The sequence below is a fragment of the Bacteroidota bacterium genome (genome assembly GCA_018692315.1).
GTDB lineage: Bacteria > Bacteroidota > Bacteroidia > Bacteroidales > JABHKC01 > JABHKC01.
This window is the reverse complement of sequence record JABHKC010000024.1, coordinates 25,022-50,450: the sequence shown is the minus strand read 5'-3', so window position 1 is coordinate 50,450 and position 25,429 is coordinate 25,022. Positions and strand designations below refer to the sequence as shown.

Annotated in this window: 25 protein-coding genes; 7 read left to right on the top strand and 18 right to left on the bottom strand. The window is 31.9% G+C overall.

Annotation, left to right across the window (positions count from 1 at the left end):
- Nucleotides 1-325: 325 nt before the first annotated feature.
- The 12 genes from HN894_02160 to HN894_02105 all read right to left on the bottom strand — a co-directional run bounded on the left by HN894_02160 (nucleotide 326) and on the right by HN894_02105 (nucleotide 13,474).
- Nucleotides 326-1,522 (bottom strand): fused response regulator/phosphatase, encoded by a 1,197-nt coding sequence (locus HN894_02160; protein MBT7142114.1) that lies wholly within the window; start codon nucleotides 1,520-1,522, stop codon nucleotides 326-328.
- 117 nt (nucleotides 1,523-1,639) lie between these two features.
- Nucleotides 1,640-3,223, bottom strand: a complete 1,584-nt coding sequence (locus HN894_02155) for a transglycosylase SLT domain-containing protein (GenBank protein MBT7142113.1) — start codon at nucleotides 3,221-3,223, stop codon at nucleotides 1,640-1,642.
- Nucleotides 3,224-3,259: 36 nt separating this feature from the next.
- Nucleotides 3,260-3,823 carry a hypothetical protein gene (locus HN894_02150; GenBank protein MBT7142112.1) on the bottom strand — a complete coding sequence of 188 codons (564 nt, stop codon included), beginning with the start codon at nucleotides 3,821-3,823 and terminating at the stop codon, nucleotides 3,260-3,262.
- 41 nt (nucleotides 3,824-3,864) lie between these two features.
- Nucleotides 3,865-4,749, bottom strand: coding sequence for a ParB/RepB/Spo0J family partition protein (locus HN894_02145; protein MBT7142111.1), 885 nt, complete (start codon nucleotides 4,747-4,749; stop codon nucleotides 3,865-3,867).
- A 229-nt stretch (nucleotides 4,750-4,978) separates the two neighbouring features.
- Nucleotides 4,979-6,694: a DUF2326 domain-containing protein gene (locus HN894_02140; protein MBT7142110.1), complete on the bottom strand. Its 1,716-nt coding sequence runs from the start codon at nucleotides 6,692-6,694 to the stop codon at nucleotides 4,979-4,981.
- Entirely contained in the window at nucleotides 6,669-6,899 is a 231-nt protein-coding gene (locus HN894_02135) for a hypothetical protein (protein MBT7142109.1), read from the bottom strand. Before HN894_02135 ends, HN894_02140 begins: the two co-directional genes overlap by 26 nt.
- Nucleotides 6,896-7,882, bottom strand: a complete 987-nt coding sequence (locus HN894_02130; protein ID MBT7142108.1) for an SMEK domain-containing protein — start codon at nucleotides 7,880-7,882, stop codon at nucleotides 6,896-6,898. Before HN894_02130 ends, HN894_02135 begins: the two co-directional genes overlap by 4 nt.
- Nucleotides 7,883-8,003: 121 nt before the next feature.
- Entirely contained in the window at nucleotides 8,004-8,795 is a 792-nt protein-coding gene (locus HN894_02125) for a ParA family protein (GenBank protein MBT7142107.1), read from the bottom strand.
- A gap of 135 nt (nucleotides 8,796-8,930) precedes the next feature.
- Nucleotides 8,931-9,782 (bottom strand): hypothetical protein, encoded by an 852-nt coding sequence (locus tag HN894_02120; protein MBT7142106.1) that lies wholly within the window; start codon nucleotides 9,780-9,782, stop codon nucleotides 8,931-8,933.
- A gap of 14 nt (nucleotides 9,783-9,796) precedes the next feature.
- Nucleotides 9,797-10,504 carry a tRNA (adenosine(37)-N6)-threonylcarbamoyltransferase complex dimerization subunit type 1 TsaB gene (gene tsaB / locus HN894_02115; GenBank protein MBT7142105.1) on the bottom strand — a complete coding sequence of 236 codons (708 nt, stop codon included), beginning with the start codon at nucleotides 10,502-10,504 and terminating at the stop codon, nucleotides 9,797-9,799.
- 135 nt (nucleotides 10,505-10,639) lie between these two features.
- On the bottom strand, nucleotides 10,640-11,971 hold the full coding sequence (locus tag HN894_02110; GenBank protein ID MBT7142104.1) for an efflux RND transporter periplasmic adaptor subunit: 1,332 nt from the start codon (nucleotides 11,969-11,971) through the stop codon (nucleotides 10,640-10,642).
- A 69-nt stretch (nucleotides 11,972-12,040) separates the two neighbouring features.
- On the bottom strand, nucleotides 12,041-13,474 hold the full coding sequence (locus HN894_02105) for a TolC family protein (protein ID MBT7142103.1): 1,434 nt from the start codon (nucleotides 13,472-13,474) through the stop codon (nucleotides 12,041-12,043).
- A gap of 419 nt (nucleotides 13,475-13,893) precedes the next feature.
- Here HN894_02105 and HN894_02100 point away from each other — a divergent pair, with 419 nt between their 5' ends.
- From HN894_02100 to HN894_02070, 7 genes are all read left to right on the top strand, one after another.
- Nucleotides 13,894-14,118 carry a 4Fe-4S binding protein gene (locus HN894_02100; GenBank protein MBT7142102.1) on the top strand — a complete coding sequence of 75 codons (225 nt, stop codon included), beginning with the start codon at nucleotides 13,894-13,896 and terminating at the stop codon, nucleotides 14,116-14,118.
- A 30-nt stretch (nucleotides 14,119-14,148) separates the two neighbouring features.
- Nucleotides 14,149-15,234 (top strand): 3-methyl-2-oxobutanoate dehydrogenase subunit VorB, encoded by a 1,086-nt coding sequence (locus HN894_02095; GenBank protein ID MBT7142101.1) that lies wholly within the window; start codon nucleotides 14,149-14,151, stop codon nucleotides 15,232-15,234.
- Between the two features lie 40 nt (nucleotides 15,235-15,274).
- Nucleotides 15,275-16,051, top strand: a complete 777-nt coding sequence (locus tag HN894_02090; protein MBT7142100.1) for a 2-oxoglutarate oxidoreductase — start codon at nucleotides 15,275-15,277, stop codon at nucleotides 16,049-16,051.
- Nucleotides 16,052-16,090: 39 nt separating this feature from the next.
- Nucleotides 16,091-16,639, top strand: a complete 549-nt coding sequence (locus HN894_02085; protein MBT7142099.1) for a 2-oxoacid:acceptor oxidoreductase family protein — start codon at nucleotides 16,091-16,093, stop codon at nucleotides 16,637-16,639.
- Between the two features lie 212 nt (nucleotides 16,640-16,851).
- The gene (locus tag HN894_02080; protein MBT7142098.1) at nucleotides 16,852-17,712 is read left to right on the top strand and encodes a UbiA family prenyltransferase; all 861 of its coding nucleotides are present in this window, start codon (nucleotides 16,852-16,854) and stop codon (nucleotides 17,710-17,712) included.
- A gap of 22 nt (nucleotides 17,713-17,734) precedes the next feature.
- Entirely contained in the window at nucleotides 17,735-18,253 is a 519-nt protein-coding gene (locus HN894_02075) for a thioredoxin (protein ID MBT7142097.1), read from the top strand.
- Nucleotides 18,250-18,615 (top strand): hypothetical protein, encoded by a 366-nt coding sequence (locus HN894_02070; GenBank protein MBT7142096.1) that lies wholly within the window; start codon nucleotides 18,250-18,252, stop codon nucleotides 18,613-18,615. Before HN894_02075 ends, HN894_02070 begins: the two co-directional genes overlap by 4 nt.
- 17 nt (nucleotides 18,616-18,632) lie before the next feature.
- Here HN894_02070 and HN894_02065 read toward each other — a convergent pair whose 3' ends face one another.
- The 6 genes from HN894_02065 to HN894_02040 form a co-directional block, all read right to left on the bottom strand.
- Entirely contained in the window at nucleotides 18,633-18,992 is a 360-nt protein-coding gene (locus HN894_02065; GenBank protein MBT7142095.1) for a chaperone NapD, read from the bottom strand.
- Between the two features lie 145 nt (nucleotides 18,993-19,137).
- Nucleotides 19,138-19,737 carry a nitrate reductase cytochrome c-type subunit; periplasmic nitrate reductase electron transfer subunit gene (locus HN894_02060; protein MBT7142094.1) on the bottom strand — a complete coding sequence of 200 codons (600 nt, stop codon included), beginning with the start codon at nucleotides 19,735-19,737 and terminating at the stop codon, nucleotides 19,138-19,140.
- 31 nt (nucleotides 19,738-19,768) lie between these two features.
- Nucleotides 19,769-20,569, bottom strand: coding sequence for a quinol dehydrogenase ferredoxin subunit NapH (gene napH, locus HN894_02055; protein ID MBT7142093.1), 801 nt, complete (start codon nucleotides 20,567-20,569; stop codon nucleotides 19,769-19,771).
- Entirely contained in the window at nucleotides 20,562-21,368 is an 807-nt protein-coding gene (napG, locus tag HN894_02050; protein MBT7142092.1) for a ferredoxin-type protein NapG, read from the bottom strand. Before napG ends, napH begins: the two co-directional genes overlap by 8 nt.
- A 12-nt stretch (nucleotides 21,369-21,380) precedes the next feature.
- Complete coding sequence (gene napA / locus HN894_02045) at nucleotides 21,381-24,170, bottom strand: nitrate reductase catalytic subunit NapA (GenBank protein ID MBT7142091.1); 2,790 nt, start codon at nucleotides 24,168-24,170, stop codon at nucleotides 21,381-21,383.
- Nucleotides 24,171-24,203: 33 nt separating this feature from the next.
- Nucleotides 24,204-25,097, bottom strand: coding sequence for a cytochrome c (locus HN894_02040; GenBank protein ID MBT7142090.1), 894 nt, complete (start codon nucleotides 25,095-25,097; stop codon nucleotides 24,204-24,206).
- Between the last annotated feature and the right edge of the window lie 332 nt (nucleotides 25,098-25,429).

Here is a 25,429-nt window from a genome sequence, read left to right as displayed (position 1 = left end):
TAAGAAAAAAAAGTAAATTTGAAGTATGAAAAAATGATTTTGTAAACTGAAATTTTGTCATATTAAAGCGTTCTTTAAAACCAAAATCTAGAGGGGTCAATATGGCCGGATTGAGGGGTCAACATGACCGGAATATCCAATTGTCTTGTCCTACTGAAACAGCTATAGAAAATAGTTGTTTCTTGCTGATACTCGCAATGATTTAGCCCAACTTGGATTAGGAGATGTTCAAAACATCAGTTCGTTGTTTATAGAATTTCAGAAACATTTATACGAAAAAGTAGCGTAGTGAATTTTTTTGTCTTACTTTAAATAAGGAGAATCACTAAAACTGAACCCCCATAACCAAAATATCATCTATTTGTTCAAAATTGCCCATCCAGTCAATTATGGTTTGTTCCAGAATTTGCTTTTGTTCGTTCATGGGCTTTTGATGAATTTCTAATATCAGTTTTTTAAAAGAATTTGATTTGAATTTTTTGTTGTTTTCTCCACCAAATTGATCAATATATCCATCAGAAAAAATATAAATCATATCGTTTTTCTGCATTTGAAAGTCGTGATTTGAAAAATCTTTCCTTTCATCAGTATAAATTCCAATGGGCATTTTATCTCCCTTAGTTTCAATCAATTCATTATCTCTAATAATATAAAGCGGATTATTGGCTCCGGAAAATTGCAAAATTTTTGTTTGATGGTCGTATATGCAAAAAGCCATATCTATCCCGTCTCTTGTTTGGTTTAATTCTCCGGCTTGATGCAAGGATGAAATCACAATTTCGCGAAGTTTTACAAGTATTTCGGCAGAAGATAAGTTATTATATTTATTTATGATTTCGTTTAATGAAGTGATGCCAAGAATGCTAATAAATGCACCGGGGACACCATGTCCTGTGCAGTCAGAAACAGAAAAATATGTTTTATCGTCTTTATTTGAAAGCCAATAAAAATCGCCACTAACAATATCTTTAGGTTTATTTAATATAAAAAAGTCGTTGAAGTATTTTTTAATATTGGCTTGGCTTGGAAGGAAAGCACATTGAAGAGTATGAGCATACCTAATGCTTGCCGTAATTTGCTGATTTTTTAGAGCAAGTTCGGCATTTGCCTTTTCCTGAAGTTCAGTTTTTTCTTTTAAATCGAGCTGTGTTTTTACTCTTGCGAGAAGTTCTTTTGCATTAAAAGGTTTTGTTAGAAAATCGACACCACCAACTTCAAATCCTTTTATAATGCTTTCGTTATCGGTTTTTGCAGTAAGAAAAATTACAGGGATATTTTTTGTTTTATTTGAAGATTTTAATATTTTACATACTTCGTAGCCATCCATATTTGGCATCATCACATCCAAAAGTATTAAATCGAAATCGTTATCGTTTGCCATAGAAATGGCTTGTATGCCAGTTTGGGTATAAGTGATTTGATAGTTTTCTTTTAATAGAATATTTCCTACAACCTGAATGTTTTTCGGAACATCATCTACTATAAGTATTTTGAAATCACTATTTTTCTTTTGATAATACATTTCGTTTATAATATTTGTCTTGTCTTCTTTTTAGTTTTATTAAAAAATATAAATTAACAATCTTTTATTCATAATTCATCAATTTCCTGATAGCTATCGGGAAATAATTCAAGCAAACTATCCTTTAACTTTAATCTTGAGTTTTTGACCTATAACTAAATTTTTTGCATTAGAAATATTATTCAATTTCATAATATCGTAGTTTGAAACACCCGGATATTTTTTTGCAATTGTCCAAAGATTATCGCCTTTTCTTACGGTGTAATATACATAGCTGGAGTTATATGTTGTTTTGGTTTTTTGACTAACAGAAACTGTTTTTCCTATCGATTTTTGTTTCTGCTCGAAAGTCATTGAACTAATATTGGAATACTTTTTCTTTTCATCTTTTGGAACATAAACCACTAATTTTTGCCCAACCTTTATCAGGTTTCTGTAAATATTATTCCAGCCTCTGAGTTTTGAAACACCCACATTGTACCAACTGGCAATATATCCCAGATTGTCGCCAGCTTGAACATGATAGTATAATTTCACACTATTCTTTGGTGGAGGTGCCGAATAGCTCGATGCAGAATATTTTGCAGGCGATTTTGAAATGTGTTCAGGATTAAAAAACACCAAGTCTTTATAGGTAAAAATAGAATCTTCCAAATCGATATAACTTGCAATGTATTGTTCAGGAATTCTCAAAAAATAATCCTTCTTTTTGTTTTCGGGGATTATATCTTTTTTGAAATGTGGATTCATGTCTCGCAATTGCTGAATTGGAATGTTTAAAACTTCGGAAACCTGCCCCAGATGAAGCTTTTCTTTAACACAAATTGTATCGGTAACAGTTGGAATTTCTATATTTTTAGGCTGCAAATTATGTTCTTCATAATAATTCATGGTGTAGCTTGCAGCTATGAATGCCGGAACATATCCGCGTGTTTCGCGCGGCAAACGATAGTATATATCCCAATAATTTCTTTTTCCGCCCGAGCGTCTAATGGCTTTATTTACATTTCCAGGACCGCAATTATAAGCTGCAATCACAAGTGTCCAGTCTCCAAAAGTTTTATATAGGTCTTTCAGGAAACGAGCAGCAGCATGGCTCGATTTTATTGGGTCGCGTCTTTCGTCGATATATGAACCTATTTCAAGTCCATACATTTTTCCGGTAGAATACATAAATTGCCAAAGTCCGGTAGCACCAGCTCGTGAAACTGCTCTTGGATTTAGAGCCGACTCTATTACAGGTAAATATTTTAATTCTTGTGGAAGATCGTAATATGCCAAAACTTCTTCAAAAATTGGAAAATAATAGTCGGTAAGTCCTAACATTATTTCAACTTTGTCGCGCTTCTTTTTTGTGTAAACATTAAGGTAACTTTTTACATTTGAGTTGAACGAAAGGTCTATCATTGAATTTAGTTCAGCAAAACGGCTTATAAAAACAGAATCAGCAAAACTTGGAATTAGGCTTGTATCTGCAAGCGAGAAATTAGTGTCGATATGATTTGCCGAAACTGCTTTTTTTATGTACCAAAGATTTACCAAACTATCCAGATTGTCAGCAAACCTGAAGTTTTTCATCTGATAATTTATTTCTAACGAGTCTCGGGTTTTGGTGGAATCGTTAGTGTCTGTCGCAGCAAAAGATAAACTATAATTGAATAAAAATTGTATGAATATTAATATTGAAATTTTTTGTTTCATTTAAGATTATGATTTTGTTTGTTGATAGGTTTAAAATTAATGATAAAATTTAAGAGTAAGAGATATTCCGGGTGCATTTTCGATGTATGCAATATTCAGCATTTTTGGTTGTAGATTTAAAGAAATATCTTCGCTTACATCGAAGCTATAGAAATATCCATCGACTGAGGCATCTACAATATTTAGCACATATAATGCAAACATTCCAATGAAACTCAAATCGCGGCTTCTACGGTATTCGGTAGTAAAAAATAAGATTTCGTCGGAAGACCTTGTACCTTGAAATTCGTCAATAGTTGTTTCATCATCATCGGTTAGAGCTATGTATGCTTTTCTAAATCGTTTATATTCGGTATTGTTAAAATTTGCAGCATATATTAATGCTCCAAAACCTGCATAGATAACAGGAATTTTCCAATATTTTTTGTTGTAGGCTTGTCCGAGACCGGGCAGAATTACTGAAGAAATTGTAGCTTTTCGTGGCGAATGAATAGTATTCATATATTGCTGATTTGCTAATGTATCAATAGTTTGTGCTTTTGCGAATTTGCTCAAAACAATAATTGCAAAAATTAGAATGATATATGAAAAACTTTTCAATATATTGATTTTGTATTTCAAATTGAATTTTACAGGCTAAACTATATTTCGCTTCCTTTTTTGTCTAAAAGTTCAATAATATATTCCAATTCAGAATCGCTTTTAAAAGGAATAACAATCCTACCATTTCCTTTTTTTGTTTTCACAAATTGTATATTGGTTTTGAAATATTTCGACAGATGGTTTTCTAACTGATGATATTCTGTTGGGGTCGAATATTTGCCCTTTGGTTTGTTTTTCGAGTGTTTATCAACCAGATTTATCTTGCTAATCAACTCTTCTGCTTTCCTTACAGATAGTTCGGCATCAATAATTTTTAAACAGATTTCTATTTGTTTTTCAGGATTTTGAATATTTACTAAGGCACGAGCGTGACCCATCTGGATTTTATTATTTTTTATACCAAGTTGTACTTCGGGAGTAAGTTTCAGAAGCCGCAAATAGTTTGTAACCGTAGCTCGTCCTTTCCCTACCCGTTCGCTCAGATTTTCTTGGGTGAGATTACATTCATCTATTAATTGTTGGTAGCTTTGAGCAATTTCAATTGCGTCTAAATCTTCTCGTTGAATATTTTCAACAAGCGCCATCTCCAGAATTTCTGAATCGTTAGCTGTGCGAGTATAAGATGGAATTTTCGAAAGTCCGGCTATTTTCGATGCTCTGAGCCGGCGTTCACCAGTAATTAATTGATACTTATCTTCATTAATTTTACGAACTGTGATTGGTTGAATTACTCCAAGATTTTTGATAGATTGAGCTAATTCATTCAATTTTTCTTCATTAAATTCTTTTCTTGGCTGAAAAGGATTTACTTCAATTTTGTCAATTTTGATTTCGTTTATAAGTTCATTTTTTGGCGATATGATTTCGTCTGCATCGCTTATCAATGCTCCTAATCCTCTTCCTAAGACATTTTTTTTTGCCATATGTTAGTTGGTTATTTGATTTTTTCTTATGTTAGCAATTAGTGTTTTGTTTTTTATTAATACAAGTTTGTTCTTTCAATTTAGTTCTCTTGATATTATTTTTCATATATTTTAAAGTATTCACTTAACATTTCTTTTATTCAAAATTTCAGATCATTTTTGTAATCAACATTCAATTATCTTTTTTGTAATGAAAAGGAATGTACATTCTTCTAACCATTCAAGTATTTTAATCAAAACTTTCTCCAAATAACCAATATTTAGGCTCTTTGTCTGATAACTCTAATCTAATACTTTGTGTTATGGTTTCTTTTTCTTCTTTTGTTAAAATATCTATTTGATTATTATCGTCTAAAATTTCATTTAATGTATTTTCTCCAATATTTAAGAAATATTGAAAATTATCATCCTTTATCAGTTCTAAAATAACTTTAAAAATTGTTGTTTTCTGTCTTGGATCCATTTCCGAAAAGATACATCCATCATGTGCTAAAAAATTAAGTGCATTTTTATTTAGTAAATACAACAAAACATCATAGCAAAATATCTTTACTTCGCCAACACCTTGTGAACCTTCTTTTGGGATGTGGGAATTAATATTAAAAAGATATTTTGCTGTTGGTGCTTCTTCTGTTTTTAAAGAACCTCCTTTGTTGTCGTAAAATCGCTTTACTAAACCTCTAAATATTCTTTCATTTTCATTGTGTTCTTCGTGATTTTTTTCGAGATAAGAAATGCTTTCTTGTTTTACGATAGCGTTTTTCACATCTAAATCACTTTTGTCTCTTTTGAAGTCACTTAAAATATTTTCGTATTTTTCTAAATCATTTTTTTCAGTTTCAAGAGTCTTGATTCTATCTTTTAGACTATCTCTTTCTTCCAAAGCTCCACTATTATTTAAGTCCTTTAAGATACTATCTCTTTTTGTAGATATGCTCTCTTTGTCAGTTTGTAACTGAATTAATAATATTTTTAAATCTCTAGTTTCAATAGATAATCTTTTTTTTCTATTAATTATTAAATTTGTATGAAATTCTTGTGCTTGGTCTAGCCTTTTAATTACCTTATCTTCAAAAAAGAAATTAGCTTCATTAAAAAGCTGCTCTATTTTTTTTATATCAATATTTGTGCTTTTTGAATCTTCAAGGCTTATTTCTTTTCTTTTTAATCTGTTGTCGTTAAAAAATATCTGATTCCTAAGTTCATTTAGTTGCGATGTTAAGTCATCTGCTTTTTGCTTTAATGCATCAAAATTTTCTGCTATAATAAAATCTCGTAACTGAATATCTAATCTTTTAATTTCATCTTTAATGTCATTGACATTTGAACTATCCAGAGCCTTTTTGTATTCTTCAATAGTTGTTTTAGCTTTTTCTAATTTTTCTAATTTCTTTTTTATATCATAACTTTTCTCTACTAATTTTAAATCAATCTTAAGTAAAGATAGGTTAGCATACCTTTGGGAATAATCTTCAAGCGGACGACCTTGTTGTGCTAAAATATTACTATAATAACTTATTTCGCTACTATGTTTTCTTGCAAAGCAATTAAAAGTTTGTTTAAATGATGGTTTAGAATCGACACTACCTAAAAATAGTTTGTTTAATTCTTTTGGGTAATTGGTTTGTGTTACTTTTCCCCCATTTAAATAAAAATCTCTTTGCGAAAAATTCTTCTTTATGATATGTTCTTTTTCACGATGAATAAAAGTTAATATAAAGTCTCCATAATTTGATAAATACTCTTTGAGTTTTTTATCTGCTTTAGTCTTAAAACTTGAACCAAACATATAATGAATTAAAGATAAGGACATACTTTTTCCTATACCATTAATAGATTTTTTTTGCTCTTTGGTCAATTGCGTACCAACAACAATATTTAAACCTTTTTCAAAGTTTATTGTTCTGAATTTTGGATTACTAGATGTTAATTTTAATAATTTCATTATTATCCATTATTTTATCCGTCATATAGAGAAAATCAACTGCTAAAATCAATTTTTCTATTGCTATTTTCTTATAATACCTTCTATTAAATACCTCCAACAAATCATCCAAAGACATATTAGCCTCCTTTAATATTTCAATAATAATAGCTGAAATACTTATGAGACTATCAACAGGCTGTATAGTATTACTAGGAATTATCATTTTTTTATACCTATATCACAAATTTCAAAAAAGAAAGATATAATAATCCAACTAATTGACATTGAATTAAAGTCTTTGATATTTATTTTACCTTCTAAATTTTGATGTAAATTATTAATAATTTTATTGAAATCTATATTATTAGTTTTGCATAAATCATTTAGTTCCGATAATGTTTTATCCACTAATACAGACTTTGACACTTTAGGCAATAACAAATGCACTAAAATATCTTTATATAATTCATCTACTACTAATTTTCTCAAATCACTTAATAAATCATTTTCACTATCTACAATATTGATGTAATCTAAACCGCCATTTATTTCACTTGCAATTCTACTGTTTATATTATTTAGTTCTATTTTTTCACTAGTATCAATAGTTCCAAAATCATCATCATAGTTGGGGTTTATTTTAGAATAATTTTGTATTAGGTGTTTAAAAACAAGATTTAATACAATTTCATCTGTATATTTTTCTGTATTGTTTTTGAAATGTTTATTGTCTAATTCGATGAGCTTATCATCTGTAAGGTCATTTATTTTATTTATCAAGTCTGTGTAGTCTAATAAACAATCATTCAAATCAATTCCATAATCATTTTTGAATTCTTCAATGGTTTTTTCACTAGGTTTTGATTTATCAAGAAGATAAAATATTTTGATGGTATAATTTTTATACTTTTCTTTTTTTAGGGCTTTAAATGTGTTTTCAACTTTTTCTTTTGTTCGGGTTGTTGTAATTTGATAGGCTAATTTCCGACTTTCATCTACTAAATCAACACAAGAACTATTTTGGCTTTTAAAATTATCATTTTCAAAGTTGTAGCCGTAAACAAAATTGAACACATCTCTAAAGTAATTTTCTGCGTGTATATTTAATCCATATTCATTTATCAACTGGCGTTGTTCAATATCATAGCGAGTTATTGCTAAAACTCTGCTAATACTATTAAATGCTTTTTGCCTTAAATCAATCATTGAGTTTTTCCTTATTTAATAATTCTGACATTAACATTTTTCCAATTCTACTATGGATTTCAAATTTTACTTGTTTTCTTATGTATATTTACGAAACACTAAGAATCTGATATTTCAAACATCAAATCATAGATTGATCAATTTTTGTCATATTATTTTTTTGCAAAAGTTCTCTTGCTAAATTCAGATAATTTTTAGAGCCTTTTGATTTAATATCGTAAGACAAAACTGATTGGCCATAGCTTGGCGCCTCGCCAAGTGTAACATTTCTTTGAATTATTGTATCAAAAACCATTTGTTTGAAATGTTTTTTAACTTCATCTACAACTTGGTTAGAGAGGTTTAATCGTGTATCGTACATAGTAAGCAAAAATCCTTCAATTTCTAAAGCAGTATTTAAACGTCCTTGTATAATTTTGATTGTGTTAAGAAGTTTCCCGAGCCCTTCCAAAGCAAAATATTCACACTGAACTGGAATCATAACAGTATCTGCAGCAGTTAAGGAATTTACGGTTATCAATCCTAATGATGGCGAGCAATCAATAAATATAAAATCGTAGTTTTTATTGATTTTTTCAATAACATTACGTAAAACATTTTCCCGATTGGGTCTGTTCAAAATTTCAATTTCGGCACCAACAAGATCTATATTTGAAGGAAGTAAATCGAGATATTCAATTTCTGTATTCAGAATAGCACTATTAGGATCTACATCGTCTATCAAACATTCATATATACTTGATTTTATATGCCGAACATCGAAACCTATTCCTGAAGTTGAATTTCCTTGCGGATCAGCATCAATAAGTAAAACTTTATACTCTAAAACGGCCAAGGCAGCACTCAAATTAATTGCTGTTGTTGTTTTCCCAACCCCTCCTTTTTGGTTTGCCAGTGCAATTACTTTTGCCATATTAATTATTTTATTTATAAAAATGCAAAGTTAAAAATTAATGTATTAAATTTTTAGCATTTGTCCAACTACAGAAATTATAGTGAAATATTGTAAATGCAATTTTCAGTGTTAATGCACACTTTAATGTTTTTATCAAAACATTTTTCTGCCAAATAATCCCAATTCTAATTTTTTTGCAGATGCAAAGGTCCAGACAAAATCAGTAAATGGCATAATAAAAAACTGGTTTTCGATAGGAGGAACATAAAACAATTTGTAGCCCAGCAGAACTGAAAATTTGCTGCTTTTATTCCAAATAATTATTGATTTTTGCTCCAAAGCAATCTCTTTGAAATCTGAAAGTAAAAAATCAAAATCGATAGTATAATTTAGTTTTGGTAAAAATTTTCCGTCAAGGTCGATGCCTGCATATAGCAAATTTTTATCGTGATAAATCGAAGACTTATGATATAAATATGCTTTATTAATTGCAGGAAAATTGCTGTCTTTAAATATTGAAGCGAATTGAAAACCGAGTTTTAGTGTAAGTATGAAATTTGCATTTGTTCGTACTTCATCGGAATTTTTTTCGAAAGCATTACATTTTGAACTTGCAAATCCTCGTGAAATTAAAATTTCATTTTTAAAGGCAATAATTTGAGGAATGATGGATGTATCCGGTAGAATATCGTAAATTTCGGTATTAGCTGCAGCTTTTAATCCGAAGCTTGGATAATGGATACTGTGGTTTGTTGCAATTATCCATCGTTGATTTGTCCATTGTTTTTTCGCTGAAATATTTGGAACTAACAAAAAAGGGATAACATTTGCAGACACTTCAAAACTTTCTGTCAAACCATAACTAAATGGAAGAAATACTCCGTATCTATAATCATTCTTGTCGAGAGTAATTGCTGTTCCTACCGACCAAATATCTGACTGAGAAAAACAATTCAGAGAAAATAGAATTAAAAAATATATCAGACTTTTTTTTACGAATGACATTTGTAGCGATTTTCTTATTTGAAGATGTTTTTTCTTGGAATAGTTGCAACAAAATCTTTCAGATAAAATGGTTCGAAATAAGCCAGATCTTCAAAGATTTTATTTTGAAATATTTGCTCAGATATTTTGCTCATTTTTGTAGCACTTGTGTCAATATTGTCAATAAAAACGGCATTTGGGTGCTTTATGATTGTTTTGCATTTTTTGGCTCCGTTTCCAAAAAAAATCAATTTGTTGTTCGCAAGAAAATCGGCGAATGAGTCTTCGGTGATTATTTCTGCGGAAATTTCCTTTTTCAGAATATTTTGATGATCGAAAATTGCGGTATAAACTTCCATTCTTCTGGCATCTATCATTGGGCAAAAAAGTGTTGGAATACTCTGAGATTTTTCCGAAACAAATTTTTCTGACAATCCGAGTGCCAAAGATTGCAAAGTTGAAACGCTGATTAATGGTTTTTCTATCGCATAAGCAATTCCTTTAGCTGTAGAAACACCAATTCTTAGTCCTGTATATGAACCCGGACCTTTGCTCACTGCAACAGCCTCAATTTGGGTTAATTCAAAATTTGTATCTCGAAAAACTTCTTCAACAAAAACAGTAATAGAAGAAGCATGAGATTTGTCTTCGCTGCTTTCTTTGTAGGAAACTACTTCTCCAGCTTTAGCCAGAGCTATCGAGCATACATTTGTAGAGGTTTCTATGTTTAATATTAGTGCCAATATTTTTTACGAATTATTTATTTGTGCTATTCTGTAAAAATAGATTGAAATTTTACGAAAAATTGAAAGCAGAAAATTTGAGATTTTACAGTTTAATAGAAGTTTTTTTTGAAAAATATTTGTCTGAAAAACAGGTTACTCATCTTCATCGGTAAAGAGTTTTTCCTTATCAACTTTTTCAACTACACTTTCGTCTTTTAGCTTTTTTGAAATTGCATTATATGGCGAAACTACAACTTCTTCGTCAGCAGTCAATCCGCTGTCAATTCTAATATAGTTATTGTCTTGGATGCTTGAAACGACTTTTCGTAGCTTTACTTTTCCATCTTCATAGACAAAAACAACTTCCATCATTTCTTCTTCAAACTTATTGTCAAAAGTTTTTAGACTATCGGCAAGCTGACTTGTATCTTCGCGAGTTGTAACTGCCTGAATAGGAATACTTAAAACATCTTTTTCAATATGGGTTTCAATATCGACATTTGCAGACATGCCAGGACGGAATGGATAAAAATTAGGATTATCTGTAGGAATCAAATGTTTATAGGATTCTTGAAGTATAAGGATCTTTACATCGAAACTTGTAACCTGATCGGTCGATACTCCCAATGTATTTGCAGAGTTGGCAATTTCTGTAACAATTCCTTTAAATTTTTCTTTCAAATATGCGTCAATTTCAATAATGGCTGTATCAAATAAACTGACTCTAACAATATCGTTTTCGTTTACTTCAACTTTAACTTCCATTTTGTTCAAATTGGCTATTCTAAGGAGTTCTGTACCTGCCATTTGAGCTGTTCCTACCACTCTTTCACCTTTTTCTACATTAAGTTTAGAAATGGTTCCATTCATAGGAGCATAAATTGTTGTTTTGGTGAGGTTCTCTTTTGCTTCTTTGAGCGAAGCTTCTGAACTTTTAACTGCAAATTCGGCAGAATTTACTGTCTCTCTGCCTGCTTCTACTTCGGCTTTTGCAACATAAAATGACGATTCGGCTGTTTCCCATTCGGCTTCCGAAATTGCTTTCTGATTCCACAGTTTTTTATTTCGTTTAAATGATAATTCTGCTTGCTTAAATTGAGCTTCAATTTGAACAAGTCGGGCTTTTGAGTTTGCGAGATTTGATTTTGCAGAATTAAGCGAAGCTTTTACTCTGTCTAAATTTGATAAATAAATATCGGGCTTAATTTTGAGCAAGAGTTTTCCTTCTTCAACTTCATCGCCTTCCATTATGTTTAGCTCTACAATTTCGCCAGATACATCTGGGCTGATTTTTACTTCTGTTTCAGGCTGAATTTTCCCGTTTGCAGTAATAGTTTCAATTATGTTCCTTTTCGAGACTTTTTCAGTAGTTACTTTTATGATATCAGCTTTGCCAAACCAGCCTGCCTTTTTTCCTATTAAAGCAAGAATGATAAATACAACTGCTACAATAATTAAATACTTGAGAATTTTATTATTTTTCATTATATGATTATTTTATATAATACTTATTTCAACTAACTAAAAAACAGAACTTTAAGTATGCAGTGTTGATTATAAAACTATTGGTTTTCCATTATAAAAATCTAATATTTTTGTTTTAAATATGTAGTCATATTTCGATTGCAAAAGCTCCGATTGGGTTTGAGATAATTGATTTTTAGCAACATTATAATCAACAGAATTTACCAAGCCAACATCAAATTTTTGTTGAGTATATCTGAATGATTCTTCGATTGAAGTAACTGCTTTTTTTGTTGAAATAAATTTCTTTTGAGCTGCAATTGCATCTGTATGAGCCACTTGAATTTCTTTGTATAAAACATTTTTTTGAAGTTCAAGATTATATTCAGCATTTAATAAAGCAATTTTTGAGTTTTTTACAGCTGTCTGAACCTGCCAGTTATTGAATATCGGTATCGACAAATTAAAACCTAATGATTTGTATGCATTATCTTTTACTTGGTCGGAGAATGGATATGACTCATAAGTTTGAGAAATAGAGGAATATTCTTCAGACCAGACCTCTTCACCTCCTGCTGTGTGACCAATAAGTTGGCTTTCAACCAAACTTGTGAAAAAAATTGATTTTTGCACATTGTTTGAATACCCTGAATAAATCGAGGCGTTTAAACTCAAAGAAGGGTAATACATAGCTTTGGAAATTGCTAGTGCTTTTTCAGAGCTTAAAAGTTGAAATTCGGCACTTTTTATTTGAGGTAGGGAAGAAACTCCTTGCTGATAAATGGAAGAAACCTTCGATAGAGAAACAGATTCATCTACATCAGGCAGATTTGGGTTTTCTATCTCAAAGTTTTCTGTGCTTTCCAATTCTAACAATTGAGTTAGAGTTAAAAATGAGATATCTATTTGGTTTTCCATATTAACTACTTGAAGTTCTTCGGATGCTTGTTGAGCTTGAATTTCCAAAAGACTTCCTTTTGCCAAACTTCCGGCTTCAACTAATTTTTTTGTTCGTTCAACTTGCATATTTGTAATTTCGAGTTGCTTTTGTGCAACAGCAAGAAGCTCCTCGTTAAATAATATTTGAAGAAATGCGGCAGTAATATTCAGTGCAATATCGTTTTTTGTTTTTTCTACATCTTGCAAACTTGAAAGTAAATTAAACTCGTTTTGTTTGATGGCATTGAGTTTTTGTAAACCACTAAAAAGAGTTACACTACTGCTTAACGAAAAATTCATTGATTGGACATTTTCTGTTGTAAACTCATAAGTGTAAGGATCTACCGAACGACCAAAACTATTATTCAATGAAGTATTTCCATTCAAACTTGGCAATAAGTTTAATTTCGATTGAACTAATAAATTTTCCGAATATTTGGCGTTTAATTCTTGTTGCTTTATTTGAATATTGTGTTCCAATGCGTAGTCAATACATTTTTCGAGAGACCACCTTTCTTGCGACAAACCGTTTTTTGATACTAAAAATATAGCACTAAGAATAAAAACTAATTTTAATAATTTCATAATCAATAAATTACAATTTTAATATTTGTAAAAATAATACGATAATATTACAAATTTATTTTAAACTAACTACTTTAAAAAATATTTGTCAAAATTAAATGATTACATCACATTTTGATTGAATTTTCAAATTTATTTTTAACATTTAAATTGTCAGAAAGTATAATAAATATACAAATTTCGAAATTTATTTTTTAGCAAATTTTTAGAATATTATTTTATAAATTACAAACTATTAAAATAATTTATAATAGAATTTGAAAACAAATAATTTTCAAACGGCAAACATGAAGATATATTATTGATATACAGCATATTATATTGTCAAAAAAAATGCTAAAAATCATGTATATATATCAAAATAAATACTAATTTTGACCACAATTTTTTTAATGTATTATAAATAAAAAACATATAAAATGGCAAAGGTGAAAGGAGCTATTGTTGTTGATATTGAAAATTGCAAAGGATGCGAAGTATGTTCTGTTGCTTGTCCTACTCAAGTCATTGGCATGGCAAAAGAGGTAAATGGGAAAGGATATCATTATTCCTACATGGAAAATCCAGAAGCTTGTACAGGATGCACAAGTTGTGCATTAGTTTGTCCTGATTCAGTAATAACAGTTTACAGAAAAAGAGTTTAACAGCAAAAAGTTTAATGTAAAAAATTCAAAATAATGAAAGAATTACGATTAATGAAAGGGAACGAAGCAATAGCAGAAGCTGCTGTTCGTATAGGGGTAGATGCATATTTTGGCTACCCTATCACACCTCAATCCGAAATAATAGAATACTTAATGACAGAAAATCCTGAAGAAAGAACAGGAATGGTTGTTTTACAAGCAGAAAGCGAAGTAGCTGCAATAAATATGTGCTACGGGGCTGGTGCAACCGGGAAAAAAGCCATGACCTCGTCTTCAAGCCCGGGAATAAGTTTGAAACAAGAAGGAATATCATATATGGCAGGAGCCGAAATTCCTTGCGTAATTGTAAATGTAGTGAGAGGAGGCCCAGGACTGGGAACTATTCAACCTTCGCAAGCCGACTATTTTCAGGCTGTGAAAGGTGGAGGACATGGAGATTATAAGATGATAGTTTTAGCTCCATCATCAGTACAAGAAATGGCAGATTTTGCAAAAGATGGATTTGATCTTGCTTTTAAATACAGAACTCCAATTATGATTTTGACGGATGGAGTGATTGGACAAATGATGGAAAAAGTTGAGCTGATGGATTATACTCCCAGACTAACTGATGAAGAATTAATAGAAAAATACACATGGGCAACTACCGGAAAATCTAAAGATAAAGAAAGAAGAATTATCACTTCTTTAGATTTAGATTCTGCAAAACAAGAACAACACAATCATCATCTTCAGTCAAAATACAGACAGATGGAGGAAGAGGAAGTAAGATTTGAAAAATTCAATTGCGAGGATGCCGATTATGCTATGGTAGCATATGGTTCAAGTGCCCGAATTTGTCAAAAAGCAGTAGAGTTAGCAAAAGAGAAAGGATTAAAAGTTGGTTTGCTTCGACCAATAACATTATTCCCATTTCCGAAAAAGCAAATCGAAGAGATGACAAAAAAAGTAAAAGGTATATTATCAGTAGAAATGAGCGCCGGACAAATGGTAGAAGATGTTCGCCTTGCCGCAAACGGAAAAGCCAAAGTCGAGCATTTTGGAAGATATGGAGGAATAGTTCCGACTCCGGAAGAAGTTCTTGAAGCATTGGAACAAAAAGTAATTTCAGCATAGCTGAATGTAATTTTATTTTCAAAATTTAAAATACAGTATAATGGATATAAGCGAAATAATTCAGAAAGAAAATTTAGTATTTAAAAAAACCGAATTTCTGACAGACAAATCACTAAGCTATTGCCCCGGATGTGGACATGGCACGGTTCATAGAATAATGATGGAAGTGGTTGATGAAATGGGAATAGGAGAAGATACTATTGGAATAGCACCTGTTGGATGTTCAGTATTGGCTTATGAATTTATGAATATCGACATGCAGCAGGCAGCACACGGACGAGCACCGGCAGTTGCTACAGGAATAAAAAGATGTTGGCCAAAAAAATATGTATTTACCTATCAGGGCGATGGAGACTTGGCAGCAATCGGGACAGCCGAAACAATTCATGCATGCAACCGTGGCGAAAATATTATTATTGTTTTTGTAAATAATGGAATTTACGGAATGACTGGCGGACAAATGGCTCCAACAACTCTTCCAGGAATGAAATCTTCAACCTCACCTTACGGAAGAGATGTTGCTTCAATGGGTAATCCTTTAAAAATTACTGAATTAGTTGCGCAATTGCCCGGAACAAATTTTGTAACCAGACAAGCAGTTCATACTCCGGGAAATGCCCGAAAAACAAAAAAAGCAATCAGAAAAGCATTTGAAAACCAAAAACTAAACAATGGAGTTTCTTTTGTTGAAGTAGTTTCGAATTGCAATTCGGGGTGGAAAATGACACCAGTAAAATCGAACGAATGGATGGTAGAAAACATGTTTCCTTTCTATCCTTTAGGAGATATTAAAGTAGATGGGAATTTTGTTAAATAGTTCTCAGATTGAATAGAATAACAAATAAAAAAATATAAAATGACCGAAGAAATTATAATAGCCGGATTTGGTGGCCAAGGAGTTTTATCTATGGGAAAAATTCTTGGTTATTCTGGGATAATGCAAGAACAAGAAGTAAGCTGGATGCCATCGTATGGTCCTGAAATGCGTGGTGGAACTGCCAATGTTATTGTTATTTTGAGCGACGAAAGGATTAGTTCGCCAATCTTAAACTTCTTTGATACGGCAATTATCCTTAATCAGCAGTCGATGGATAAATTCGAATCAACCGTGAAAACGGGAGGCGTACTTTTATACGACCCAAACGGAATTACAAAACATCCGACAAGAAAAGATATTAAAATCTACACTATCGAAGGAGCAAAAAAAGCTTCCGAAATGGGAAATACTAAGATTTTTAATATGATTGTTCTGGGTGCATATTTGAAAATTAAGCCAATAGTTAAAATGGAAAATGTGATAAAAGGTCTTAAAAAATCGTTACCCGAACGCTATCACAAATTAATTCCACTAAACGAAAGTGCAATAAAAATGGGTATGGAAAATACTCAGGAAGTTCAGGTTTAATGAACCAATTTTCAGTAAGTAATTTTAACTCGTATTGTTGATACTGATTTTTTGAGCATCAACAATAATATTGCTAATAAGAAGGATTGATATTTCAAAATAAATATTGAAAAAGTAAAGTCTGTCAAGTATTTGATGGACTTTTTTGTTATTTCCTGTTTTCTGAAAATAGCAAATTAGATTTACCTGAAATTTTAAATAAAAATTCATTAATGCAAATAAAAAATTATTTATCCTTAGTAAAATTTAGTCATACAATTTTTGCAATGCCATTTGCAATGATTGGGTTTTTTCTTGCAATAAATCAAACTGAAAATTCTTTTGATTGGAAAATTCTTATTTTCATCGTTTTATGTATGATTTTTGCACGTAATGCAGCAATGGGCTTCAACCGTTTTGCCGACAGAAAAATAGACAAAAAAAATCCGAGGACAACAAATCGAGAAATTCCTGCAGGAATTATTAAAGAAAAATCTGCAATATTATTTGTAATAATAAATTCGTTGCTGTTCGTTTCGTCAACTTTTTTTATAAATGAATTGGTTTTTTGGCTTTCGCCTGTTGCATTATTTATAATTCTTGCTTATAGCCTCACAAAAAAATATACTTCAATCTGTCATTTTATTTTAGGTTTGGGACTTTCGCTTGCTCCAATCGGGGCATACCTGTCTGTGAGTGAGCAATTTGCACTATTGCCTGTGCTTTTTTCGTTTGTAGTACTTTTTTGGGTAAGTGGTTTCGATATTATTTATGCTCTTCAGGACGAAGAATTTGATAATCTGGAAAACCTTAAGTCGATACCAGCTTTTTTAGGGAAACCTAAAGCCTTGAAAGTTTCGTTTTCAATACATATTATTGTAGCTCTTTTGATTGTTTTTGTTGGATTTTATGGAAGTTTTGGATTATTGTTTTGGATTGGCTCACTGATTTTTATAGTCTTATTATTTTATCAGCATTTTATTGTAAAAGCGGATGATTTGAGCAGAATAAATCTTGCATTTTTTACGACAAATGGAATTGCAAGTGTGGTTTTTGCTATTTTCGTTATTTTTGATTTTTATTTAAAAATTTGATATTTCTCTTGAACTGCTTGTTATGAAAACATTATTATCAATCTTCATCGTGTTTCTTTTTTTTGCAAAAATTGGAAATTCTCAGGAAATCAACAAAATAGTTGTTGATAAAAAAGCTAAAAAAGAAATCCTAATTGGAAAATGCGACAGAAAAGGACTAAAAAGCAAAGCATTCAAAAAGTGGTTTAAAAAAGAATATCGGACATATAATTTAGACAAAGAAACATTATCAAAAATAAATGAGAATGAACTATCAAAAATTGAAATAAAAGTTGTTCTCGCCACTTGGTGTTGCGACAGCAGGAGGGAAGTTCCCAGGTTTTATAAAATATTAGACTATCTGAAATTCGATGAAAACAAGCTTTCGTTGATAAGTATAGATACTTCGAAGAAAGCTAAGCAAGAAGACATTTCAAATTTGCAAATCAAACTGGTTCCTACATTCATTTTCTACATAGATGAAAATGAAATTGGCAGAATAATTGAAACCCCGGAAGTTTCGCTTGAAAAGGACTTGATAGAAATTGTTGAAAATAAATGATGTTCAAAAGGATATTTTCTATTTCAGGAATTGTGTTTTTCCTTTTCCTTTGTGTAAGTTGCGAAAAAGGCATACTTCAGAAACGTGAAAAATTACTTACAAGCCAAACATGGCAGTTGAGTTCACTTGTGGATTTGAGTACGAATTCTGTTATAGAAGTAGAATTTTATACTTATACTTTTTATTTGGACGGGACATTTTTGAAAATTACAGAACAAGATGAGTTTATCAGCAATTGGAAATTCTTTGAAAACCAAACAGAGATATTAATTACAAACAATACTTATAAAGTTGAAAATCTTACAAATACTATTCTACGGCTAAGATACGGCGAATTAGAGTTTCTCTATATACATTTATAGATTACATAAGAATGCAACTATTGCTTCCTCTTTTTATTAATCTTCAATTCTCCTTTATAATCTATATCTTCTGCTCTGATGGAATCGTTGTTTAGCCAGGGTGGGACAAGTTCGTTTTCTTCGAGTTTTGCAATTTCCTCACCAATTTCGTCTTCCATATAAGAATAAACTATGTCTGCACTAATTACTTTAGGTATTTTTTTTAGCTCATTAATTGCTTTTATTTCATCGTCAATGCTCTCTCCTTCAATAGAAACAACTATTTTTCCTTTTCCATCATCAAGGTGATACTCACATAAATTGCTTGCTTTTATTATTTCTATCACCTCATTAATTGAATCCGGAAGTGTTTTAATTACTGCGCTCGAAATATTCATTTTATTTTCATTTTTTTTTGCAATTCGGCTTTTTATTCCTTAAATAAACACACAACGAGCATTAAAAGATGTAAGTTACGCCTTTAATACTCGTTGAGCTATTACTATTTAAGTACAATAAATATATAGATTTGAAAAAGGTAATCTATATTCCTTCATTCATGTTTTTATTGAGATTAGAGTTTTTATTATCTTTTAAATCTCTGAATAAAGCTTCGAAATTGTTTTGTATTTCAACAGCAACATCAGTTTGTGGGACATGGCATTGAGAGCAATTGTATCTTCCGAGATACATTTTGTCGCCAAGAGATTTTGAAGAAACTTCATTGTCTCCGGTTTTACGAATAAACAGACCTTTTACTAACGAATGTTTAGGTCTGTAATCGGAAAAATGTGAGGCTGGCATTGCCGTAGATTTCAGCGAATCGGCAACTGCCGGAGCATGGCATTCTATACATGTGTTTTGCTTTATCGTTATCGGAAATTGCCCTTCAACGCTATGTGGAATTAGTGGCGGAGCATTCTCGAATGAACGATCAATATTCGTGCTACTTCCTGCAATCTCACCTGAGTATATTGCCATTGAACCAAGTGCAACATTTTCTTCGTATAAATTGCTGGTTCGATAACCAATTTCTTCTTCACTAAGCAATTTTACTGCCTCGGTTTTTACTTCTGCACTATTACTACATCCTATTAGAAAGAATATACTTAATACTAAACTTGAAATTAAAAATTTTTTCATCAGTATAATTTTTAAATGATTTTTACTTTTTTTATTTATAACTAAACTTGTTAATTGAAAATTTTAGAGCATCGTCCTTGCATTTTTCTACGCAACGACCACAATTTGTACATTCGCCTGAAGAAACAAATCCGGAGTTTACTCCAATTATTTTTAATACTTGAACTTCTGGACAAACATCGAAGCAAATTCCACAACTTGTACAATTATCTACTTTGTGATAAACTTTTATTATGTGAATTTTCGAAATTAGTGAATAAAATCCACCTAAAGGACAAAGATGACCACACCAACCATTTCGCATCACAAAAAGATCGAAAAAAAGAATTAGGAAAATTACTGTCCATCCAAAACTAAAACCAAATATTATTGAACGATAAATTATTGTTATCGGATTAATCAATTCGAAAGCTGCAACCGAAGTAATTATTGATAAAATTAATCCAAGAATCAACATTAGATATCTTGTTTTTCTATTAAATGTGATATAATTACTATCAATCTTAAACTTTTTTCGCAGCAAAAGGGCAAAGTCGGAAATGATATTTATTGGGCAAACCCAACTACAAAACGATCTGCCGGCAATAATTGAATAAAACAAAAAAATAATCAAAGCACCAATTAGTGCTTCTGTTCCAATAATAAATCCTGAAAACAAAATTTGCAGGGTGGCATGAGGATCGACCAAATAAAATGAATTAAAAACATGAGCAGTACTTAAATTTCCGGAAAGGATTTTCACGCTAAAAATATTTCCTGCTATAAATAGAAGTATTATTGAGATTTGTAATATTCTCCTAATAATTATATATCTATTGCTGTTTTTAGTCATTCAATAAATCCTCCCAATCATTTAAATAATCTTCGGCCGGAACAACATTTTTATCCTCAGGTTTCTCATCTTTCACTCTCATTCTTTTTTCATCATTCTTATCCCATCCTTTTATATAATGATCGCTCACTTTTCCTAAAGCAACTTCCGTAGGTAGAACTTTTATTGATGATCTTTCTGTAATACAAACATGCTCGCAAATTCCACAACCTGTACAGAAATTTGGATCTACCTTTGGTGTGAGTTTTGCGTGAGCACCAGTTCTTTCATTTCTGGAATATTCCTGAATTAAAGCTTTGTCAATCAAAGGACAAGCTCTAAAACAGGCATCACATTGTATTCCCCAAAAGGCAAGACAATTTTCTTGATCGATTATGGCTACACCCATTTTCGATTTATTCACATCAAGTGAAAGATCATTTTCTTCTGTATTCTTATATAACTTAGTAATATCCAAAGCTTTTGGTGCACATACAGTTGCACAAACAATATCGGGGCACATATAGCAGGGAATTTCTCGTGCGTTGAAATATGGAGTTCCCATTAAAGCTTCATCGTCGATTGATGCAAGTTTTAATGTGTCGTATGGACAAATTTGAACACATTCTCCACATTTAGTGCAGGCTTTCAAGAAATCCTTTTCATCAATTGCTCCCGGTGGTCGTAAAATTAATTCCTGAGCTTTTGCTTGCTCAACAAAACTACCCCAAGTGGCTCCACCTACAAACAATCCTCCAACTGCTTTGAACATTGTTTTTAGTGCATTTCGACGCTCACCATTGTTTGGATTTTCAGTCATACTTTCAGATTTTTATGCGGGATAAATTTTGACAGCACATTTTTTGAAATCTGTTTGTTTTGAAATTGGGCATGTTGCATCGAGGCAAACTTTATTGATAAATACCTTTTCATCGAACCATGGCACATAAATAAGTCCTTTTGGTGTTCTATTCCTTCCTCTTACATCAATGTGAGCTTTAATTTTGCCTCTTCTTGATTCAATCCAAACAAGGTCTCCTTGTTGCACTCCCATTTCAGCAGCATTTTCTGGATGCATATAACATAAGGCTTCTGGAACTGCTCTATACAATTCTGGAACTCTCATTGTCATTGTTCCACTGTGCCAATGTTCAAGTACTCTTCCGGTTGACAACCAGAAAGGATATTTTTTATCGGGCATTTCAACAGCGTCAACATACGGACGGAAAAAGATTTTAGCTTTGTTAGAAAGATCTATCTTATCTTTGCTTCCATCGGCTCCGGTAATTGTACCTTGTGGCATTTTTTTAAGAGCTTTGCCGTAGAATGCAAATTTCCCTGTTCCTGCTTTTTTGGCATATGGATCGTAGTCTGCATTAAATCGATATTCTGTTTCTTTTCCATCTACTACTGGCCATTTCAAACCTCTATTATGATGGTATCTGTCAAATTCAGCTAAATCGTGTCCGTTTCCAATTCCAAATTGTCTATATTCTTCCCATAGGTATTTTTCAACAAAAAATCCGTAGCCTTTAAATGGTTTATCGTCTGAACCGACAACATTTCGTTTGTCGCCAAATACATTTGAATTTTGAAAACCTGAGCCAATAGGATCGTTCGCGTCATATGATTTTGCATCTTTGTTTGCGAACAGAACATCATAAAGAGTAGCATTTGGGTCGTATCCCATTTCTTGTGCTCCGCCTAAAACATCAGGTAAACCGCCTTCTAATCCCGGAACTTTTTGTACTCCCCAAACTTCTCTTAATGTAAATCTTTTGGCCAGTTCCATGTATTGCCATATATCTGACATTGAATCTCCAACTGGTGTTACTTGTTGTTTCCAATGCTGAGTTCTTCTTTCAGCGTTACCGTATGCACCCCATTTTTCAAATATCATTGATGAAGGTAGGATTAAGTCGGAAACTTTGGCGGAAATTCCTGGATAGCTATCGCTACAAACCATAAAAACATCCATTTTCCGTGCTGCTTTTATCCAGTGGTTTGCATTAGCTGTATTATGATAAGGATTACAAACATTTATCCAACCAAATTTAATTTTGCCGTCTTCAATGTCTCTATTCAATTTTGTATAGTGTGAGCCAACTTTAGGATTGATTGTGCCTTTAGGGATTTTCCAAAGTTTCTCAGATATTTCTCTATGGGCAGGATTTGCTACAACCATATCGGATGGTAATCTATGAGCAAATGTTCCAACTTCGCGAGCAGTTCCGCATGCCGAAGGTTGTCCTGTAAGGCTAAATGCTCCGTTTCCGGGTTGTGCTTGTTTTCCGAGTAAGAAGTGAACCATATATGCTTGCTCATTTACCCATGTTCCACGTGTATGTTGATTCATACCCATAGTCCAAAAACTTGCAACCTTTCTGCCTTTTTCCATATATAAATCGGCAAGTGTTTTAAGTTTTTTCTTGAAATCGTCTATAGATTCATCTGGATCTCCTTTTGCGAGATTTGCAACAAAATCTAAAGTATATGGTGCTAATCCTTTTTTAAATTCTTCGAAACTAATAATCCAATGCTTTTTAGCAACAGCAGCATTTTTCATTTCAAGAGTATCGCCTTCTTTATATCCAAGATAAGCTAAAGTTGTCCCTTCTGCTTTCGATAGAACTTTCTTTTCTTGTTTTTTTACTGTTTCTCTTTCGGCATCGGTAAAGCTTTTGTGCGATGGTCCGCGCATACCATAGCCAATATCTACTGGTCCGGTTGCAAAAACCGTATGATTATTCACAAAATCCCAATCGATTGATTTTGGATTATTGTAAACAATTTCTCTGGCGATATAATTAAATAATGCCAAATCGGTTTGAGGTTTGAACACAATTTCTATATCGGCAAGGTCAGAAGTTCTTGTTGTGAATGTTGTAAGGTTTACTACTTTAACTTTGTCGGGATCAGATAGTTTTCTATCAGTTGCACGAGACCATAATATTGGATGCATTTCAGCCATATTTGCTCCCCAGGTAACAATTGTATCTGTAAGTTCAAGATCGTCGTATGTTCCCGATGGTTCGTCAATTCCGAAAGTTTGAATAAAACCTGCAACTGCAGAAGCCATACAGTGTCTAGCATTTGGGTCTAGATTGTGCGAACGGAAACCTCCTTTCATAAGTTTCGACATTGCATAACCTTCTTGAATAGTGTATTGACCAGAACCAAAAACTGCTAAGCCTGTAGGCCCAAGTTCTTGGAGAGTTTTTTTAATGTGTTTTTCCATTTCGTCGAAGGCTCTTTTCCAACTAACAGGTTTAAATTTTCCTGTTTTGCTAAAATTTCCGCTTTCATCAACTCGCAATAGGGGTGTTTTCAATCGGTCTTCGCCGTATTGAATTTTTGCATTAAAGTATCCTTTTATGCAGTTTAGTCCTCTATTTACAGGTGCAGCTGGGTCTCCTTTTACTGCAACTATTTTATCATCTTTTGTTGCAATCATCAGTCCGCAGCCTGTACCACAAAATCGACATACAGCCTTGTCCCATCTCCAACCTCCTTCCGCAGTTTTCTGCGCTGCAGATAAATCCATTGGTACGCTCAAACCAATAGTTACTGCGGCAGATGCAACCGCAGAATTTCTAATAAATTCTCGTCTGGTTAAAGTCATTTCACTTCATTTTAATTTATAAATAGTTAGTTATTATATATTGTATTTCTTTATTTTTAGTATGGAAAGTAAGACATAAATCATTGCTCCCCACATGAGTAAGATAATTCCTACATACGAAAATAGTATCCAAAACGGAACTTTATTTGCTGACCATATGGGTGTGCCTTCTAAAATATTTGTAACTTGTTTTGGTTTGCCAATCTTTAAGATTTCTGTTGTTGAGACTTCTCCATAAATATCATCGTCTAAAAGTTTTACAGTAATATTCAAGTTTCCTTCTTCATCTCCAGGTAGATTTTCAGGGAATGGTAGTGATGCAAATCCATATTCGTCTGTTTCTAATGTTTGACCAATTTGCATAGTTCCAAACATTCTTTCGGTGAAAATGCCAATGGATGCTCCTTCAATTGGAATAAATTTTTCTCCATTGTCACCAGTAAGTTTTATTCTGCATTTTTTTGAAGACTCTAAATTTGAAATTTGAAATATAATCTCGCCGCCTGTCCATTTTTCAGCTTTAGCCTCTACATTTAGTTTTTGAACATAATTGGTATGGAAATTTCTCATATATGAAATTGTTTGCCATTTTTCATTGTCTGTGAGAACATCTTTAAAAACTGGCATCAGTCCTTTTCCTGTGGATATTTTATAAAATAATCCTCCATCAGTATTTATTTCTGTTTGTGCTGAACCTAAATCTCCAGGAGCCGGTGTTAATGGTTGAAAATTTGCTTTCCCAATATCGCCATGACAACTCGAACAATGTTTATAATATATAACTTTTCCATCCTTAACAGATTGTCTGTTAAAAATAAAGGGTGGATTGGCTTTTTGTTTTTTCTCAGGAACTTCCCATTGTGAGAAGCTTGGCATAGATAGTAGAAGCAGCGCAATTAAAGCTTGAATTGTTCTATAAGTTTTCATTACATTTACGTATTTAAGTATTTCAATATGTCAATCTTATAATGTGGCGAATATAATATTATTTTATGAAAAAATTATGATAATTCTTAAAATATTGAAAAGAGTTTGTTTTTTTGGAAATAAGAATTTATTTGTATTCAATATTCCAATAGTTTTGATAATTTTAGTATAGATGAAACGGTTTATATGTTTTTGTCCACAAAATTGATTGTAGCATTAAAAGTAGATCTACAAGGATGTTAACCTTTAGATTTTTTTATCTGCTTTTTCGCAAGACGAACAATAATAGAAATTCGTCGAAGAGCTTACAGTATTTATTGAATACACACATT